Origin of the sequence: Pseudomonas sp. GD03944 (assembly GCF_029839275.1) — a bacterium.
Taxonomy (GTDB): domain Bacteria; phylum Pseudomonadota; class Gammaproteobacteria; order Pseudomonadales; family Pseudomonadaceae; genus Aquipseudomonas.
Genome location: NZ_JAOCAH010000015.1, coordinates 46,383 through 64,791 on the forward strand (window position 1 = coordinate 46,383; position 18,409 = coordinate 64,791).

At 69.5% G+C, this 18,409-nt stretch carries 3 protein-coding genes; all 3 read left to right on the forward strand.

Annotation, left to right across the window (positions count from 1 at the left end):
* The first annotated feature begins 8 nt into the window (after window positions 1-8).
* Genes N5C28_RS20025 through N5C28_RS20035 form a run of 3 tightly spaced genes read left to right on the forward strand, consistent with a single transcriptional unit; the run spans window position 9 to window position 18,338 of the window.
* The gene (locus N5C28_RS20025; RefSeq protein WP_279825004.1) at window positions 9-1,061 is read left to right on the forward strand and encodes a TauD/TfdA family dioxygenase; all 1,053 of its coding nucleotides are present in this window, start codon (window positions 9-11) and stop codon (window positions 1,059-1,061) included.
* Window positions 1,062-1,102: 41 nt separating this feature from the next.
* Window positions 1,103-4,228 carry an amino acid adenylation domain-containing protein gene (locus N5C28_RS20030; RefSeq protein WP_279825006.1) on the forward strand — a complete coding sequence of 1,042 codons (3,126 nt, stop codon included), beginning with the start codon at window positions 1,103-1,105 and terminating at the stop codon, window positions 4,226-4,228.
* Between the two features lie 55 nt (window positions 4,229-4,283).
* On the forward strand, window positions 4,284-18,338 hold the full coding sequence (locus N5C28_RS20035) for a non-ribosomal peptide synthase/polyketide synthase (protein ID WP_279825008.1): 14,055 nt from the start codon (window positions 4,284-4,286) through the stop codon (window positions 18,336-18,338).
* The last annotated feature ends 71 nt before the right edge of the window (window positions 18,339-18,409 follow it).

Below are 18,409 nucleotides of genomic sequence, written 5' to 3' on the forward strand. Positions count from 1 at the left end.
GAGATTCCATGACGTCCATTCCTCCTTCCGCCAACCGTCCGATTGCCGGGGCTGCGCGGCGCAAAGCCATCGTGCTGTCGGAGCAGAACCTCACCGAGGGGCGGCTGCTCGACAGCGAAAACGGCCTGCCCTGGGTGATCGAGCCGAGCCTGGCCGGGGTCGACCTGGTGCAGTGGGCCGGCCAGAATCGCGATGCGCTGGAGCAGAAGCTGCTGGAGCACGGCGCCATCCTGTTCCGCGGTTTCGGCATCCAGGCCGTGGAGCCGTTCAACCAGGTCATCGACGCGCTCTCCACAGGCGCTTTGGAGTACATGTTCCGCGCCTCCCCGCGCACCCGGGTCGGCGGCAACATCTACACCTCCACCGATTACCCGGCCGACCAGGTCATCTTCCCGCACAACGAGCACTCCTACTCGCCGCGCTTCCCCCTGCGCCTGTTCTTCTACTGCCACCTGCCCTCGGAAACCGGCGGCGAAACCCCCATCGGCTCGGTGCGACGGATCAAGGCGCTGATCCCGAGCGACATCCTCGATACCTTCCGCCGCAAGAAGATCCTCTACGTGCGCAACTACGGTGACGGCTTCGGCCTGCCCTGGCAGTCGGTGTTCCAGACCGACGACCGTGCCGAGGTCGAGGCTTACTGCGCCAGCGTGGGCATCGAGGTCGAATGGAAGGCCGGCAACCGCCTGCGCACGCGCCAGGTCGGCGCGGCCCTGGTGCGCCACCCGCGCACCGGCGAAGAGGTGTGGTTCAACCACGGCACCTTCTTCCACCTCAGCACCCTGCCGCCGGCCATCCGCGATTCCCTGAACGCCGATTTCGCCGCCCAGGACCTGCCCACCAACACCTTCTACGGCGACGGCAGCCCCATCGAGCCGGACGTGCTGGACACCCTGCGCGCGGCCTACCTGCAGTCGCTGGTGAAATTCCGCTGGCAGCAGGGCGACATCCTGTTCATCGACAACATGCTCGCCGTGCACGGCCGCGAGCCCTACGGCGGCCCTCGCAAGATCTACACCGGCATGGCCGAAGCGATTTCGAGCCAGGACGTACAGCTCTGACGGTTTCCCCCCTCTTTCCCGCTCTGCACAAGGAAAACAGCATGTCAGCCCTGACAGGTTTCCGTACCTCTCCACAACAGGCCAGCGCCTGGCACAGCCAGCAGCGAGGCGACCTCGCGCGCAGTGGCAGCTGGCTGCAAGTCGTCCTGGACCGGCCCCTCGATCCGGCGTTGCTGGAGGGCCGCCTGCAGGCGCTGGTCGCGCAGGAAGAAATTCTTCGCACCGAACTGCGCAGCGCGCCCGGCATGGCCTTGCCGATCCAGGTGATCCATGAAGAGGCGCCCGTGCCGCTCACGGTCGAAGACTGGCGTTCCTGCAACCTCGATGAGCAAGAGGCTCGAATCGCCCGCCTGCGCCAGGCCCCATCGGACAGCCAGCCGCTGCAGGTCGCCTACGTGCAGACCGCTGCCGATCGCTGGTTGTTGTTGCTCAAGGGCGCGGCCACCCACCTGGACCTGCGCAGCCTGGACCTGATCGTCAGCGAATTGCTCGGCGCGCCAACCCCGGAGCGCCTGCAATACGTCGATTACGCCGAGTGGAAACACACCCTGCTGGAAGAAGACCCGGACAACGAACCGCTGCGCTTCTGGCAGCAGGCACGCCCCGAAGACACCCTGGAGCCCCTGCCGGGCCTGCAACAGGCTGCCGCCGGCAAGGCCTGCCAGCCCGCCATCGTGCAACTGGGCGGCGCCCCGGCGCGGCAGGCGCTGGAGCAGGCGGCCCGGCAGGCCGGCATGGCCCTGGAGGAATTCCTGTTCGCCGCCTGGAGCACGCTGCTTGCCCGCTTGCGCGGCCAGGCGCGGGTGCAGGTGACCTGGATTGACGAGGGCCGGGGCGAAGGCCTGGAACAGGCCCTGGGTCTGTACGAACAGCGCCTGCCGATCCAGGTGGATGTGGACCTGGCCGCGCCCCTGAGCACGCAGGCCGACAGCCTGCTGCGGCCGCTGCGCCAGGCCCGGGGCTGGCAGGACCATTACGACAACGGCCATGGCGGCGAGCTGGTGTTCGCCTTCCGCCCGTCCCTGCAGGCCGCTTCACAGCACCTTATCGCGCAGGCCTGGAGCCTCGGCCAGCGTTTCACCCTGGGGGTGGAATGCCGGGAGCAGGCAAACGCCGAGGGCCTGGACATCCGTCTGGCATATGACCAGTCCCGTCTTGCCGAGGACGCAGTCGCTTGCCTCGCGGAACAGTGGACCCTGTTGCTGCATGGCCTGTGCGACGCGGGCAGCGTGCTGGGTGCCGTGCCCCTGGTGGGCGAGCGCCAATGGGCGCTGCTGCGTGCCCCCGCCTCCGCCTTCATCGCGCGTGACATCGGCGTGCTCGAACTGATCGAGCAGCACGTCCGCCAGCACCCGGACACGCCGGCCCTGGCCGATGCCCAAGGCGTGATTCGCTATGGCGAGCTGGGCGCGCGTGCCGACGCCCTGGCCGGCCAGCTGACGGCTGCCGGGGTACGCCCCGGCGACGTGGTGGGCATCCTCCTGGGTCGTGGTCAGGCAGCGATCATCGCCATGCTGGCGGCCTGGAAAGCCGGCGCCACCTACCTGCCCCTGGACCCGTCCTACCCCGCCGACCGCCTCGCCTACATGATCGAGGACAGCCGCACTGCCCTGCTGCTCAGCCAACGCGAGCACCAGGCGCTGCTGCCCGGCACGGTGCGCCACCTGCTGCTGGATGAGCTGGAGGCAACGGCCGGCGCCGCGCCCCAGGTACCCTTCGATGGGCAGCGCACCGCCTACCTGATCTACACCTCCGGCTCCTCCGGGCAACCCAAGGGCGTGCCGATCAGCCACGCCAACCTCAGCCACTCGACCCAGGCGCGCCTGGCGTTCTACGCCGAGCCGGTACGGGCCTACCTGCTGCTGTCCTCGTTCGCCTTCGACAGCTCGGTGGCCGGCATCTACTGGACCCTGTGCCAGGGCGGTCTGCTGGTCCTGCCCGCCAGCGGCGAAGAGCTCGACCTCGCTGCTTTGATCCGACTGATCGACACCCACCGCGTCAGTCACAGCCTGTCACTGCCGTCGCTGTACGAAACCCTGCTCGATTACGCCGAACCCCGTGCCCTGGTCAGCCTGCGTACCTGGGTGGTGGCCGGCGAGCCGTGCCCGCCTCGGGTGCTGGAAAAACAGTGGAACAAGGCGCCCCACGTGCAACTGGTCAACGAATACGGCCCCACCGAAGCCACCGTATGGGCCACGGCGGACGTGCTCGACCCCGACAGCCCTATCACCATCGGCAAGCCGATCCCAGGCATGGGCCTCTGGGTGCTCAACGAACAGAACCAGCCGGCCGCCGTCGGTGAACCCGGTGAAATCCACCTGGGCGGGCCGAGCCTGTCCAGCGGCTACCTCGGCCAGCCCGAGCAGACCGCCCGGGCCTTCGTTCGCCATCCCCACGTTGGCGACGGCGAGCGCCTGTACCGCACGGGCGACCTGGCGCGTTACCGGGCCGACGGCCGCCTGGACTTCCTCGGGCGCCGCGACCACCAGATCAAGATCCGTGGCTACCGGGTCGAACAGGGTGAAATCGAGCGGGTGTTGCGCAGCCATTCGGAAGTGCGCGAAGCAGCGGTGATCGCCCGCAAGCAGGACGACAACGTGCGCCTGGTGGCCTATTTCACCGACCGCCATGGGTATGCGCCGGCGGCCGCGGCCCTGGCCAGCTACCTGCAGGACCGCCTGCCGGCCTACATGGTGCCGTCCGCGTTCGTGCACCTGGACGCCCTGCCGCATACCCCCAACGGCAAGCTGGACCTCAACGCCCTGCCCGATCCGGACCGGCAGACCGAGGCCGACGCGCCCTACCTGGCGCCGCGCACCGACATGGAAACGGCCCTGGTGGACATCTGCCAGCAGGTGCTCAAGCGCGAGCGGGTTGGCGTGCTGGACAGCTTCTTCCAGATCGGCGGCGACTCGATCCTCAGCCTGCAGATCGTTTCCCGCGCCAATCAGCAAGGCATCCGCATCAGCGCCAAGCAGATCTTCGAATGCGAAACCATCGAGCGCCTGGCCCAGGTCGCCCAGCGCATCGAGCCCGGCGCGATACCCGAATCCCCCGAGACCCGTCAGGCCGACGGTGCCCCCCGCTCCGCCGCGGATTTCCCGCTGGCGAACCTGGATGACGGCGCCTTCGACGACCTGCTGGAGGAGTTGAACGCAGCCGACTGACTCGGCTCGCCCACCCCCACCCGCTCGCCCACGATCACCACAAGGCCGGACCAGGATGCAGAACAAGACCGCGCAACACATCGAAGACGTCTACCCGCTCTCGCCACTGCAGCAAGGCATGCTGTTCCAGAGCCTGCTGCACCAGGAGTCCGGGGTCTATCTGATGCAGGACCGCTACCGGATTGGCGGCCCGCTGGCGGTCGAGCCGTTCCTCGAGGCCTGGCGGCGGGTGGTGGCCGCGCACCCGGCGCTGCGTACCAGCTTCCTGTGGAAGACCCAGAAACAGCCGTTGCAGGTGGTGCACCGCAGCGTCGGCGACGTGGTCGAGTACATTGATCTGCAGCACCTGGATGCCGCTCAGCAGGAAGCCCATATCCAGGACCTGCTGCAGCAGGAGCAGCGCAACGGCTTCAACCTGGCCAAGCCGCCGCTGATCCGCTTCCGCCTGGTGTGCCTGGGCGAGAACCGCCACGAGCTGATCCGCAGCTTCCACCACATCCTCATGGACGCCTGGTGCATCTCGCTGATCATGGTGGACTTCGTCGACACCTACGAGGCCCTGCGTAACGGCCGCACTCCGGCCATGCGCGCGCCGCGGCCCTACCGCGAGTACATCGGCTGGCTGCAGCAACAGAGCCAGCCGCTGGCCAAGGCCTTCTGGCAGGAGCAGCTGCGTGGCCTGGATGCGCCCACGCCGCTGACCATCGAACAGCAGCCACGGCAGAGCCAGTACAGCGAAGCGGTGCTGGTGGACGACGACCTGGTCCAGCTCGACAGCGCCCAGACCCAGCACCTGATGCAGTTCTGCCAGCGCCACCGGGTCACCCCCAACACCCTGTTCCAGGGCGCCTGGGCGCTGTTGCTGTCACGCTACAGCGGCAACCCCGACGTGCTGTTCGGCGTCACCGTCGCTGGGCGGCCGCCGCAGCTCAGCGGCGTGGAAGAGATGATCGGCCTGTTCATCAACACCCTGCCGCTGCGCGTGCAGGTGCGCCCGGACCTCGACCTGGTCGGCTGGCTGCAGAGCCTGCAGCGGCTCAACCTGGACCTGCGCGAGTTCGAGCACAGCTCGCTGGTGGACATCCAGGGCTGGACCGACTTCCCCCGGGGCGAAGAACTGTTCGACAGCATCCTGGTGTACGAGAACGCGCCCATCGACGCCAAGCTGCTGAGCGGCGACCTGGCCTTCAGCCTGGACGGCATGGAGCACAGCGTGCACACCCACTACGGCCTGACCGTGGTGGTGATCCCCGGCGAGCAGCTGGCCATCCGGATTTCCTATGACCGCCGGCGCTTCTCCCGCGACAGCATCGAGCGCCTGCTCGGTCACCTGCGGCAGATCGTGCTCGGCATGCTGGCCCGACCCACTGCCACCGTGGGCGACCTGGAGCTGCTGGATGCGCAGGAGCGCCAGCAACTGCTGGTGGACTGGAACCAGAGCGCGCACCCGCTGCCCATCGACCGGACCTACGCGGCGCTGTTCGCCGAGCAGGTGGCGCAGCACCCGGACAAGCTCGCGGCGGTCTGCGACGGCGAATCGCTCAGCTACGCCGAGCTGGACGCCCGCGCCAGCCGCATCGCCGCGGCCCTGATCGAGTCCGGCGCGCAGCCCGACCGGCTGGTAGCCGTGCTCGCCGACCGCGGGCTGGCCTACCTCGTCGGCCTGATCGGCATCCTCAAGGCCGGTGCCTGCTACCTGCCCCTGGAGGTCAAGCACCCGCCGGAGCGCCTGGCGGAAATCCTCGACCTCAGCCAGGCGCCACTGCTGCTTGCCGGCCGCGAGCAATCGGCGCTGGCCCGTGACCTGTGTGGCCCCCGCCACACCCAGGTCATCGACATCGAAGCGCTGTGGCAGCAAGGCCCAGTGCCGGTGATCGAACCCCGCGGCAGCGCGGACGACCTGGCCTACGTGATCTTCACCTCTGGCTCCACCGGCACGCCCAAGGGCGCGCTGGTCGAGCAGCGTGGCATGCTCAACAACATCCTGGGCAAGGTGCCGACCCTGGGCCTGGGCGAGCACGACCGCATCGCCCAGACCGCCTCAGTGGCCTTCGATATTTCCGTCTGGCAGCTGCTCGCCGCGCCGCTGGTGGGTGCCACCGTGCACATCCTGCCGGACGCCGTGAGCCAGGACCCGGAGCGCCTGCTGCAAGCGCTGGAAAGCCAGCGCCTGACCCTCTGGGAAGCCGTGCCGGCAGTGATTCGCGGCGTACTGGCCGCCAGCACCGCCGACACCGACCTCAGCGCCCTGCGCTGGCTGCTGCCCACCGGCGAAGCCCTGCCGCCAGCGCTGTGCCGGGACTGGTTCGCCCGCTACCCGCGCACGCCGCTGATGAATGCCTACGGCCCGGCGGAATGCGCCGACGACGTGGCCTTCCACGCCATCACCGAGGCCTCGGACGAGCAGGCCCAGGCCATGCCCGTGGGCCGGCCGACGCCCAATACCCAGCTGTTCGTGCTGGACGCCCAGCTGCGCCCGGTGCCGATCGGCGTGCCGGGGGAAATCTGCGTGGCCGGTGCCGGCGTGGGCCGGGGCTACCTGAATGACCCCGAGCGCACCCGCCTGGCCTTCGTCGAGCACCCGCTACAACCGGGCGCCCGCTTCTACCGCACCGGCGACCTGGGCCGTTACCGCGCCGATGGCGTCATCGAGTTCCTCGGCCGCCGCGACCAGCAGGTGAAAATTCGCGGCCACCGCATCGAACTGGGGGAAATCGAGGCCCGCCTGCAGCGTCACCCGGCGATCCGCGAAGCCGCGGTGATCGCCCGCGCCGATGCGCGCAACGAGGCGCAACTGGTGGGCTATTGGGCCCGCCAACTGGGTGCCGAGCTGGACGAAGCCATGCTGCGTGCCGATCTGGCCCGGCAACTGCCGGCCTACATGGTGCCGGCCTACCTGATCGAACTCGACACCCTGCCGCTGAACGCCAACGGCAAGGTCGACCGCAAGCGCCTGACCGCCCAGGAGCTGGCGGTCAACCCGGCCAATGTCGAGCTGATCGCCCCGGTAGGCGACACCGAGCAGCGTCTGTACGCCATCTGGCAGGACGTCCTGGCCCTGGAGGCCTTCAGCGTCACCGACAGCTTCTTCGCCCTCGGCGGCCACTCGCTGCTGGCCACCCAGGTGCTGTCGCGCATCCGGGCGACCTTCAGCCGCGAGCTGCCGCTGAAAAGCCTGTTCGAACACCCCAGCGTGCGCCAGCTGGCCCAGGCCATCGAGGGTTTCCAGGCCGCTGCGCCCGCCAAGCCGGCACGGCCGAGCATCCCGCGCCAGCCGCGCCCGGAGCGCCTGCCTCTGTCGTTCGCCCAGCAGCGCCTGTGGTTCGTCGAACAGCTGAACCCGAACACCGCGCACTTCAACATCCCCTTCGCCCTGCGCCTGACCGGCACCCTGGACGTGGCGGCGCTGCGCGCCAGTTTCCAGTGGCTGATCGAGCGCCACGAGGTGCTGCGTACCGCCTTCCTCAACGACGCGGGCGAACCCTGGCAGCAGGTGATGGCCGTGCCGGAGTTCGACCTGCCCATCAGCGAGGTAGCCGGCGACGCGTCGCTGCCCGAAGCACTGCGGGACTGGTTCGACACGCCGTTCGACCTGGCCCGGCCGCCGTTGCTGCGGGCGCGCCTGCTGGTCCGCGACGCGCAGACCCATGACCTGGCCATCGTCCTCCACCACCTGGTGTCCGACGCCTGGTCCGCGACCCTGGCCATGCGCGAGCTGGCGCAGATCTACGCCGCGTTGCAGGCGGGGCAGACGCCGCAACTGCCGCCGCTGCCGATCCAGTACGCCGACTTCGCGCTGTGGCAGCGCGCCCACCTGACGCCGGAGGTCCTCGACCGGCAATTGGGCTACTGGACACAGACGCTTGCCCGTGCCGACGGCGAGGCCCAGGACTACCTGCTGCGGCTGCCGACGGACGTGCCGCGCCCGCCCATCCAGTCCCACCGTTCCGGCACGGTCGGCGTGCAGCTGTCGCCGGCCGCCAGTGAGCGCGTGCGGGCCCTGGCCGCCCGTCAGCAGCAGTCCGCCTTCAGCCTGGTGTTCGCCGCCTTCGCCGCCTTCCTGCAGCGCCTCAGCGGTCAGGACGAGCTGATTCTCGGCACCCCGGTGTCCAACCGCCTGCAGGCGGAAACCGAGTCGCTGCTGGGCATCCTGCTGAACAACATGCCGGTGCGGGTTTCCTTCCCCGCCGGGCAGACCTTCGCCGAGCTGGCGTGCCAGGTCAGCGACAGCCTGCTGGACGCCCAGCGCCACCAGGACCTGCCGTTCGAGCGGCTGATCGACCACCTGGCCCTGCCGCGCAGCCTGAGCCACGCGCCGCTGTTCCAGGTAATGGTCGCCCAGCAGCTGGCCGTGGAACGGCGTATCCGCTTCCCTGGCCTGGACTTCGAGGTGCTGGACACCGCCCTGAGCCATTCCGAGTACGACCTGGACTTCCACATCGTCACCCCCGCCGAGGGGCCGATCGAATTCAACCTGATGCACGCCCTCGACCTGTTCGGCGCGGCGACTGCCGAGCGCTGGCTGCAGGGCTTCGTGCACCTGTTCGAGCGCCTGCTCGATCAGCCCGGGCAGGCCCTGGCCACCCACCCGTTGCTGACGCCGGCCGAGGCGCAGCAGCTGGAGCGCTGGAACGACAGCCGTCAGGACCTGGCGCCGGCCCGGGACATCCTCGACGCCTTCGAACAGCAGGTTGCCGCCACGCCCGATGCGGTGGCCGTGATCCAGGGCGAGCGGCAGCTGAGCTACGGCGAACTGGATCGCCAGGCCAACCAGCTGGCCCACCTTCTGCGCGTACAGGGTGCCGGCGAAGGCCAGTGGCTGGCGCTGTGCCTGGACAAATCGCTGGAGCTGCCAGTGGCGATTCTGGCGGTGCTGAAGACCGGCGCCGCCTATGTGCCGATCGACCCGGCCCTCCCCCAGGAACGCATCCGCTACATCCTGGGCGATTGCGCCAGCCCGCTGCTGATCAGCCACAGCCGCCACCGCGCGGCCCTGGAGGGGCTGGCGGTCGACACCCTGTGGCTCGACGCGCAGCAGCCGATCCTCGACCTGCAACCGGTGAGCGCACCGGCCCGGGCCATCGGCGCCGACACGCCGTTCTATGCCATCTACACCTCCGGTTCCACCGGGCAGCCCAAGGGCGCGGTGGTCACCCATGGCGGCGTGCGCAACCTGCAGCGCTGGTACACCCGCGAATTTGCCTGGGGCCCGGGTGACAAGGCGCTGCTGGCCAGTGCCATCGGCTTCGACCTGACCCAGAAGAACCTCTTTGCCCCGCTGCTGACCGGCGGCACCCTGGTGTTGCCGAGCCACGACGGCTACGACCACCTGGCCCTGCTGGACGCGATCCGCCGTCACGGCATCACCCAGCTCAACGTGGCGCCCAGCGCGATCTACCCGGTGGTCGAAGCCGCCCGGCAGAACGGTTGGCGCGATCTGGCCAGCCTGCGTTACCTGATCCTCGGCGGCGAACCGATCCGCCTGGCGGCCCTGCGCGACTGGCTGCAGAGCACCAACAGCCAGTGCCAGCTGATCAACAGCTACGGCCCCACCGAATGCACCGACGTGGTGGCCTGGCACCGGGTGGACCCGGCCGCTGAGGGTCGGTTGATCCCCATCGGCCGTCCGGTGGACGCCACCCAGCTGTACGTCCTCGACCGCCACGACCAGCCGGTGCCGGTGGGCGTGCTGGGGGAAATCTGCATCGCCGGTGCCGGAGTCGGCAGCGGTTACCTGAACCGCGATGACCTCACCGCCCAGGCGTTCGTCGCCAACCCCTTCGGCGCCGGCCGGCTGTACCGCACCGGCGACCTGGGGCGTTACCTGGCCACTGGCGAGCTGGAATTCATCGGGCGCAAGGACTTCCAGATCAAGCTGCGCGGCCTGCGTATCGAGCCCGGCGAAATCGAGCATGCCCTGCGCCAGCTGGACGGGGTGCGCGACAGCCTGGTCCTGGTCCAGGAAGAGCGGCTGGTGGCCTATGCCGTGCTCGCCCCTGGCGCCGTGCTGACCGCGCAATGGCGTGAGGCGCTGGCCCGCTTCGTGCCGGCCTACATGGTGCCCCAGGCCCTGGTGACGCTGGAGGCCTGGCCCCTGAGCGCCAACGGCAAGATCGACCGCAAGGCCCTGCCCGAGCCGGTCGTGGAAGACGCCAGCGAGGCCTTCGAAGCCCCGGCCAGCGACAGCGAACAACGCCTGGCCGGCCTCTGGGCCGAGGTCCTGAACGTCCCGCTGGAACAGGTGGGCCGCAACGCCAACTTCTTCCACCTCGGCGGCCACTCGCTGCTCGCCACCGTGCTGCTGACCCGGGTCGCCCGGGAATTCGGCAGCGCGCCAGCGCTGCGCCACCTGTTCGAGCAACCGACCCTGGGCGCCCTCGCCCAGGTCATCGACCTGGCGCCTGCAGCGGCGGATGACGCCGTGGCCGTCGCCGGGCCGCGTCCCGAGCACCTGCCGCTGTCCTTCGAGCAGCAGCGCCTGTGGTTCCTCGAACAGCTGGCACCGGGCTCCGGCGAATACAACATGACCTCGGCCATCGCCTTCTCGGGTGAGGTGCAGGTCGCGGCGCTGCAACAGGCCTTCACCACCCTGGTGGCGCGCCACGAACTCCTGCGTAGCCGCATCACCGAAGACCGCACCGGCACCCGGCTGCTCATCGACCCGGCCCAGCCGTTCGAGCTGCTCGTCGAGCGCTTCGATGGCGCGGATGCCGCCTGGTCGGTACACCGCCAGCAGGCGGCGGAACAGGAAGCCCGCACGGGCTTCGACCTGGCCCATCAGCACCCGCTGCGTGCCCGCCTGATCCAGCGCGCCGACAACCGCGAAGCGCTGCTGCTGTTCACCCTGCACCACGCCGCCGGCGACGGTTGGTCGGTGCAGGTGCTGATGGACGAACTGGCCGCCTGCTACCGAGCGACCGTGCAGGGCCAGGCCCCGGCCCTGCCGGAGCTGGCACTGCAATACGCCGACTACGCCCTGTGGCAGCGCACCGCGCCGAGCCAGCAACGCTACAAGGCGCAGCTGGACTACTGGCAGCATACGTTGGAGAACGGCGACTACCTGCTGGACCTGCCCACCGACCTGCCGCGTCCCGCCACCCTCGACAACCGCGCCGGCACCTGCTTCGCGCAGCTGCCGGCGGCGCTCACCGAGCAGATTCGGCAGTACGCCCGGGACCAGGGCGTCACCCCTTACATGCTGCTGCTGGCCAGCCTCAAGCTGTTCCTCGGCCGTTACAGCGGGCAACGCGATATCCGCATCGGCACCCCGGTGGCCAACCGCCGCCAGGCCGCGCTGCAGCCGCTGATCGGCTGCTTCGTCAACACCCTGGTGATCCGTTCCGAACTGGCCGCCGAGCAGCGCTTCAGCCAGTACCTGGCCCAGGTGCGCCAGGCCGTACTGGCGGCCCAGGAACACCAGGACGTGCCCTTCGAGCAGGTGGTCGAACACCTGGCGCCGGAGCGCGACCTGTCGCGCACGCCGCTGTTCCAGGTGGCGTTCGTCATGCAGAACAGCGACGACACCCACCAGGACTGGCCCGGCCTGAGCCTGGAGCCCCTGGCCTTCCGCTCGCCGGCGGCCAAGTTCGACCAGAGCTGGGAGGTGCACGACGACAATGAGCGCCTGTCGGTCATGTTGGAATACCGCGCCAGCCTGTTCCACGAGGCCACCATGCAGGCGTGGCTGGCGCAGTGGCAGCGCTTCCTCGGCGTGCTGCTGGCAAGCCCCGAGGCGCGTCTGGAGCAACTGTCGCCGCTGAGCGACGAGGAACGTCAGCGCCAACTGGTGAGCTGGAACGCCACCGAGCGTGCCTACCCGGGCCCGGTGACCCTGGGCGAAGCGTTGAGCCAGCAGGCCCGCCGCAGCCCGGATGCCTCGGCCCTGACCGACGAACACACCACCCTCAGCTACCAGGCGCTGCATGCCCGCGCCGACGCGTTGGCGCAGGTGCTGTCGGCCAGGGGCATCGGCCGCGAAAGCGTGGTCGGGGTGTGCCTGGAGCGCTCCATCGACCTGGTCGTGGCCTTGCTCGGCATCGTCAAGGCCGGTGCTGCCTACCTGCCGCTGGACCCGGAACTGCCGGCGGCGCGCCTGGCGTTCATGCTGGAGGATGCCCGCAGCCCGCTGGTCCTCACCCACGCCCGCTGGACCGAACGCCTGCCCGCCGAGCGCCCCGTCCTGCTGCTGGACGCGCCGCTGCCAGAGGTTGCACAGGCCGGCGCCCTGCCCGTGCTCAACCAGCCGGGCGACCTGGCCTACGTGATCTACACCTCGGGCTCCACCGGCCAGCCCAAGGGCGTGCTCAACGAGCACGGCGCCCTGATGAACCGCCTGCACTGGATGCAGGATGCCTTCCCCATCGGTGCGGCGGACCGCGTGCTGCAAAAGACCCCGTACAGCTTCGACGTGTCGGTCTGGGAGTTCTTCTGGCCGCTGATCACCGGTGCCTGCCTGGTCATGGCCAAGCCCGACGGCCACCGCGACAGCGGCTACCTGGTGGACCTGGTGCAGCGCCAGGGCATCACCACCCTGCACTTCGTGCCGTCTATGCTGCAGGCCTTCGTCACCGAGCCGGGCCTGGAGCGCTGCACCACGCTGCGCCAGGTCTTCGCCAGTGGTGAAGCGCTGCCGCTGGCCCTGCAGCAGCGCTTCCAGCAGCGCCATCCGGCGACCCTGATCAACCTCTACGGCCCCACCGAGGCGGCCATCGACGTCAGTTGCTGGGTCTGCGACCCGCAATCGGAACTGGGCTTCGTGCCGATCGGCAAACCCATCGCCAACCTGGCGCTGTACATCCTCGACGACGCCCTCGAACCGCAGCCGATCGGCGCCGTGGGGCAGCTGTACATTGGCGGTGCCGGCCTGGCCCGGGGCTACCTCAACCGGCCGGAACTCACCGCCGCGACCTTCATCGACCACCCGTTCAAACCCGGCGAGCGCCTGTACCGCACTGGTGACCGCTGCCGCTTCCTGGCCGACGGCACCATCCAGTACCTGGGTCGGCTCGACCATCAGGTCAAGCTGCGCGGCCTGCGCATCGAGCTCGGCGAGATCGATGCGCAACTGCTCCGCCAACCCGGCATTCGTGAAGCGGCGACCCTGCTGCGCGACGACCTGGGCGCCCCGCAACTGGTGGCCTACCTGGTGACCGACAGCGGCACCCTGGACGTGTCCGGGATCAAGGCCGCCCTGGCGCAGACCCTGCCGGCGCACATGGTGCCCACGGTGCTGGTGGAGCTGGCGGCCCTGCCGCTCAACAGCAACGGCAAGCTGGACCGCAAGCAACTGCCCAAACCGCAGCTCGACGCTTCCGACGAGGCATTCGAGGCGCCGCAAGGCGATGCCGAGGTCCAACTGGCCGCACTCTGGGCGGAGGTGCTGGAGGTGCCGGTCGAGCTGATCGGCCGCCATAGCCACTTCTTCCGCCTGGGTGGCCACTCGCTGCTGGCCACGGTGCTGCTCGCTCGCCTGCGTCAGCGTTTCGGCACGGCGCCGGCCCTGCGCAGCCTGTTCGAGCAACCGACCCTGGCGGCCTTCGCCCAGCAGCTCGGCCAGCCGGGCGACGTGCAGGGCGAGCGCCTGGTGCCCCAGGTCCGCCCCGCGCGCCTGCCGCTGTCGTTCGCCCAGCAACGCCTGTGGTTCCTTGAACAGCTGAACCCCGAGGCCGCCGAGTACAACATCACCGCGGCCCTGGAACTGAGCGGCCCGGTGCGCATCGACTGGCTGCAACAGGGCCTGGAGCGCATCGTGGCGCGCCACGAGGTGCTGCGCGGCCGCCTGCGCGAACAGGGCTTCGGTGCCGAACTGGTCATCGACGAGGCCAGCCCGCTGGCCTTCAGCGTCGAATCAATGACCGACACCGACTGGGTCGAGTGCCTCGACCAACGGGTGGCAGATGAAGCCCGTCGCCCGTTCGACCTGGCCGCCGGCCCGCTGCTGCGCGCCCGGCTGATCCAGCGCCAGGGCCATGACCAGGTGTTGCTCCTGCTCACCGTGCATCACACCGTGGCGGACGACTGGTCCATGCAACTGCTGATCGATGAGCTGTCGCAGTGCTACCGCGCCAGTGCCGAACAGCGCGAGCCGGAACTGCCGGCGCTGCCGGTGCAGTACGTCGACTACGCCCTGTGGCAGCGTCAACCTGCCCAGGCCGAGCGCTACCGTGCGCAACTGCAGTACTGGCAGCGGACCCTGGAAGACGGCGACTATCTGCTGGAACTGCCCACCGACCAGCCGCGTCGGGCCGAGCCCGACACCGCCAGCGGCTTCCACGACCTGGTGCTGCCCGAGGCCCTGACCCGCCAGCTGCGCGACTGCGCCAACCAGCACGGCGTCACCCTCTACACCCTGCTGCTGGCCGCCACCCAGGTGCTGCTGGGGCGCCTGGCCGGCCAGCGCGACGTGCGCCTGGGCACCGCCGTGGCCAACCGCGGCCAACTGGAAACCCAGGCGCTGATCGGTTGCTTCGTCAACACCCTGGTGATCCGTGCCGACGTCGCGCCGGAGCAGCCGTTCGGCGCGTTCCTGCAGCAGGTCGCCCAGCGTGTGCTGGAGGCCCAGGAGCACCAGGACGTGCCCTTCGAACAGGTGGTCGATGCCCTGGCCGCCCAGCGCGACATGGCCCGTACGCCGCTGTTCCAGGTGCTGTTCGCCATGCAGACCGCGCGCCTCAAGGCCGATGACTGGGCCCCCGTCACCCTGCATGAGATCGAGGTGCCGACCACCGCGTCGAGCTTCGACCTGGGCTGGGAGGTGCACGATGACCAGCAGCGCCTGGCGCTGCGCCTGAAGTTCAAGCGCAACCTGTTCGACGCCAGCACCATCGCCCGCTGGGCCCAGGCCTGGCAGGCGGTTCTGGCCCAGGTGGTGGCGCTGCCGTCCGCCACCCTGGGTGAATTCGACCTGCTGAGCACCGAGGAACGCACCCGCCAGCTGGACACCTGGAACGCCACGCAGCGCGCCTACCCCGGCCCTCACACCCTGGTCGAGGCATTGGCCGGGCAACTGGCGCGCACCCCGGATGCGCCGGCCCTGGTGTACGACGGCGAATGCCTAAGCTACGCGCAGTTGCACCGCCGGGCCAACCAGCTCGCCCACCGCCTGCGCGAGCACGGCGCGGGCCGCGAACGCATCGTTGCGGTGTGCATGAACCGCTCCGTGGAAATGGTGGTGGCCCTGCTCGGCATCACCCAGGCCGGCGCTGCCTACCTGCCGCTGGCCCCGGACCTGCCCGCGGCGCGCCTGGCCCTAGTGCTGGAAGACGCGGCACCTGTGGTCATCCTGGCGCAAACCGCCACCGCCCCGCTGCTGCCGGCGGGCATCGCCACCTGGTGCCTGGACCAGCCGGCCACTGCGTCGTACCCCGAGCACACGCCGGCGCCTATCAACCAGCCGGGCGACCTGGCCTACGTGATCTACACCTCCGGCTCCACCGGCGTGCCGAAGGGCGTGCTCAACGAGCACGGCGCCCTGCTCAACCGCCTGTACTGGATGCAGGAGGCCTACCCCATCGGCGGCGAGGACCGGGTGTTGCAGAAGACCCCGTACAGCTTCGACGTCTCGGTGTGGGAGTTCTTCTGGCCGCTGATCACCGGCGCCTGCCTGGTGGTGGCCAAGCCTGACGGCCACCGCGACAGCCATTACCTGGCCGAGCTGATCCAGCGCGAACGCATCACCACCCTGCACTTCGTGCCATCGATGCTGCAGGCCTTCGTCAACGAGCCGGGCCTGGCCCAGTGCCGTTCGCTGCGCCAGGTGTTCGCCAGCGGCGAGGCTCTGCCGCTGGACCTGCAGCAGCGCTTCAACGCCCGACACTCGGCCACGCTGATCAACCTCTACGGCCCCACCGAGGCCGCCATCGACGTCAGCTGCTGGCAGTGCGACCCGCGTTCGACCCTGGGCTTCGTGCCCATCGGCACGCCCATCGCCAACATCCAGCTGTACATCCTCGACGAGGCCCAGCGCCTGGTGCCGACCGGCGCCGTGGGCGAGCTGTACATTGGCGGCAAGGGCCTGGCGCGGGGTTACCTGAACCGTCCGGAACTGACTGCCGAGCGCTTCGTGCCCAACCCGTTCGGCGCCGGACGGCTGTACCGCACTGGTGACCGCTGCCGCTTCCTGGCCGACGGCACCATCCAGTACCTGGGTCGGCTCGACCATCAGGTCAAGCTGCGCGGCCTGCGCATCGAGCTGGGCGAGATCGATGCCGCCCTGCTCGAGCAACCGGATGTCGACGCCGCCGTCACCCTGCTGCGCGACGACCTGGCCACGCCGCAACTGGTGGCGTACCTGGTCGGTAGCGAAGCGTTGGATGCTGACGCGCTCAAGGTGCGACTCGGGCAGACCCTGCCGGCGCACATGGTGCCGGCCTTCGTCCTGCAATTGCCGGCCCTGCCCCTGAGCAGCAACGGCAAGATCGACCGCAAGGCCCTGCCCAAACCCGAGGTGGAACGCCGCGCCGAGCAGCACCAGGCGCCGACCACCGCCACCGAGGAGGTGCTGTGCCGCCTGCTGGGCGAGCTGCTCGGCGTCGCCCAGGTCGGTACCCAGGACAATTTCTTCGCCCTCGGCGGGGATTCGATCCTGGGCCTGCAGTTCATCGCCCAGGCCCGTGCCCAGGGCATCGGCCTGACGCCACGGCAGCTGTTCCAGCAACGCACCCTGGCCGAGCTGGCCCAGGTGGCCACGGCGGTGGACGCCAGCCAGGCCGAACAGGGCCTGCTGGAAGGCCCCGCGCCGCTGCTGCCGATCCAGCACTGGCTGTTCGAGCAGGACCTGGCGGAGCCCGGTCACTGGAACCAGTCGGTGTTGCTGACCCCGGCCCAGCCGCTGGCCCTCGATGCCCTGCGCGACACGTTGCAGGCCCTGGTCGAGCATCATGACGGCCTGCGCCTGCGCTTCACCCACGTGGATGGCCAGTGGCAGCAGCACTACGGCGACAGCGCCGGTGCGGTGCAGGTCGAGCAGATCATGCAGACCGGCACCTCGCTGCAGCGCTGCATTGCCGCGCACATGACGCCGGGTTTCGACCTGGCCCGGGGGCCGCTGATCCGCGCCCTGCTGATCGACCGTGTCGATGGCAGTCAGCGCCTGTACCTGGTGGCCCACCACCTGGTGCTGGACGCGGTGTCCTGGCGCATCCTGCTGGAGGACTTCAGCGCCCTCTACCCACGTCTGGCGGCCGGCCAGGCCGCGCTGCCGGCGAGCAAGACCAGTTCCTACCGCCAGTGGGGCCAGCGCCTGCAGCAACAGGCGCAGAGCCCGGCGATCCAGCGCCAGGTCGATTACTGGTTGCAGCAGGGCCGGCCGACGACGCTGCCGGCGGATCACCCGAACGCGGACAACCACGTCGCCGACGAAGTCACGCTGACCGACAGCCTCAGCATCGAGGAAACCCAGCAGTTGCAGCAGGCCCAGGCCAGCTACCGCACCCAGGGTCACGAACTGCTGGTGGCGGCACTGGCCAGTGCGCTGAGCGAATGGACCGGCGCCAGCGCAGTGGGCCTGGAGCTTGAAGGCCATGGCCGCGATGCGCCGTTCCCCGACCTGGACGTCAGCCGTACCGTGGGCTGGTTCACCCAGCTCTACCCGGTGCGCCTGACGCTGCCGGAAGCGCGGAACACCGGCGCGGTAATCGTTGCGGTCAAGGAACAGCTGCGCGCCGTCGCCGACAAGGCCCTGGGCTACGGCCTGCTGCGCCATCAGGCCGATTCGCCGCTGCCGGCGAGCCGCCAGCCGGTGCTGTTCAACTACCTGGGCCAGGTCGACGGCGCCAGCGATGACAGCCTGCTGCGCCTTGCCGATGAGGCGCTGCCGCCCCATTCCGCGGCGCACAACCGGCGTAGCCACGAGCTGGAAGTGGTGCTGGCGATCCTCGGCGGACGCCTGCAGGTGGAGATGAAGTTCGCCGGCCAGCGCTACACCGAGGCCACGCGCGATCGCCTGTTGCAGGCCTGCATGGCCCAGCTGCGGGCGGTCATCCAGCACTGCCAGGACGACCAGGCGGGCCAGTTGTCGCCGGCGGACTTCCCCCTGGCCAAGGCCCTCGACCAGAAATCCCTGGACAAGCTGCTGGGCAAACTGAAGACCAAACCCATTTCCCAGAGTTAGCGGGCGGCGCCACGCCTTGCGCGCGCCCATGGGCCGCCAGGGCGACAACCCTTTCTATCGTTTTCACGGCA

What these genes read in the sequence shown, in the direction of transcription:
- N5C28_RS20025 (WP_279825004.1), top strand. Translation starts at nt 9, where the DNA reads ATGACGTCCATTCCTCCTTCCGCCAACCGTCCGATTGCCGGGGCTGCG.
- N5C28_RS20030 (WP_279825006.1), top strand. Translation starts at nt 1,103, where the DNA reads ATGTCAGCCCTGACAGGTTTCCGTACCTCTCCACAACAGGCCAGCGCC.
- N5C28_RS20035 (WP_279825008.1), top strand. Translation starts at nt 4,284, where the DNA reads ATGCAGAACAAGACCGCGCAACACATCGAAGACGTCTACCCGCTCTCG.